This is a genomic window from Streptomyces deserti, assembly GCF_054782695.1.
This window is the reverse complement of sequence record NZ_BAAGRZ010000097.1, coordinates 1-2,110: the sequence shown is the minus strand read 5'-3', so window position 1 is coordinate 2,110 and position 2,110 is coordinate 1. Positions and strand designations below refer to the sequence as shown.

The 2,110-nt window shown below is 40.5% G+C and carries 1 protein-coding gene; it reads left to right on the top strand.

The window, feature by feature from the left end; all coding sequences use genetic code 11:
• Positions 1-1,646: Ty1/Copia family ribonuclease HI (locus tag ACYVMZ_RS39230; protein ID WP_461088088.1), on the top strand; the 1,646-nt coding region annotated here is incomplete at its 5' end.
• Between the last annotated feature and the right edge of the window lie 464 nt (positions 1,647-2,110).

Sequence of the window (2,110 nt, the reverse complement as noted above, 5' to 3'; positions counted from 1 at the left end):
ATCCAAACCACTACTACAGTAGCGAATCAGATACTTCCGTACAAGGAGACACAGCCAACAATGAAGAGAATACAGCTTATATGGCCCTCCATTCGGCATACCTATTACACTCCAATAGTACTCAAACCCCTAAATTGTTTCAGGATATATACCGAGCAGCGGATAAGGAGGAATGGTTAGCTGCGTGCAATAGGGAACTCAAGTCCTTTAAAGACTTAAAAGTCTACCAACTAGTACCTCTACCACCTGGCAGAAAAGCTCTAGGTGTCAGATGGGTGTTCACTGTGAAAGACTCGGGATTAAAGAAAGCGCGCCTAGTAGCACAAGGTTTTCGACAAAAAGCAGGAATTGATTATCAGGAAACATTTGCTCCAGTAATACGCTATGATTCGGTACGTATCTTCCTTGCTCTAAGCGCTTACTTACATCTTCGAGTTCACCAAATGGACGTAAACACAGCATTCCTAAACTCGCGAATGACTGATACAGTCTATGTAAAACAACCACCCGGTTTCTTGGATAATAGATACCCTGATCATGTATGGAAATTAACAGGTGGAATGTATGGTTTAAAACAGGCCCCATTATTATGGAATAGACATATTAACTCCTCCTTAACAAAACTTGGCTTTGCCAGACATCCCTCTGAATATGGTCTCTATTACAAGTTTACATGTTCTGGTTTAGTGCTAGTTGCATTATACGTGGATGATTTATTATTAAGCGCTCCGACAAAAGAAATCATGCAACAGGTAAAACGCCGTCTCTCGTTGGCTTACTCAATGAAAGACTTAGGCCCTGTATCCAAATTTTTAGGCATGAATGTAAACCAAACAGCAAATGGTACAGTCCATCTGACATTGGCCGATTACATCGTTAAAGCAGCATCATTATCGGAAGTCCCAACGCACAAGAATGTGCATACTCCATTATCGAACTCAGTAAATTACTTCACAGATAAGTCACCGCTACTAAAATCGCCAACACCATATCAGTCCATAGTAGGACAATTACTATTTGTCGCCAACACAGGTCGACCAGACATTGCTTACTCAATATCGTTACTTTCTCGATTTCTAAAATCTCCTCGGCAGGTACATATGATGGCGGCACAGCGCATCATGCAATACTTGTACACTACCCGCAATTATGGTTTATCGTATCAATCGACAACTCCGTTAACACTCGCCATATACTCCGATGCCTCGTATGGCTCAGTATCAGACTTACCTCTCTCTACGGGGGGGTATATCACATTTCTTGCAGAAGGTGTAGTGTCTTGGAAATCGAATAAAATCAGAAGTGTATGCCAGTCATCTACCGAAGCCGAATATGTAGCCGCCAGCGATGCCCTCAGAGAAATGGCATGGATCTCAAATCTATGTGATGAGATCAGGAAGCCGCTGAAAGATAAAGTCTTGTATGTTGACAATCAGCCAGCCATAAAGATCGCTGAGAATCCCGTGCTACACGACAAAATCAAGCACATACAAGTAAAATATCACTATATCCGACAACAAGTTGCCGAGAAGCACGTGAGGCTCCAATACGTTCCTACGAAGAACCAGCTAGCCGACATTATGACCAAGACCATACCCAGAACCCAGCACGAGGCTTTAAGGAACTCGATTCTGAAGCCATTATGAAATCTGGGGGGAGTACCACTTACTCAGTTCAAAAGGTATGGGGGGATGTTGAACATAGATTACTTATTGCCCTCAGTAAGTGATAATATGTCTCACGTGACTCATAATAAGAAAATATTATGTGATATTGGAGAATATAGAGATACTTTTGAGGATACACTTTTAAGTTGAGGTGCACTCTAATCTTAAATGAAGATCCAATCCCAAAAGTATATAAAGGAGATTATTCTGCAAGTAACTAGCTAGAACATATTACTCTCTATGAACGTTGTTGTATTTGCTATTAAGATTTCATAAGAGAAGTAACCAACACTTATTTAAATATCCTTAACTATTTTATTTCTTATAATATATTTGCTAGATAATTCACCATGGAACTTGTTTATCCCATATTGTGTCAAGTTATCACTAATGGTGAATTAGCTTCCCTAAAGCAACAGGTTATGAGCCCTGTCGCAAACACC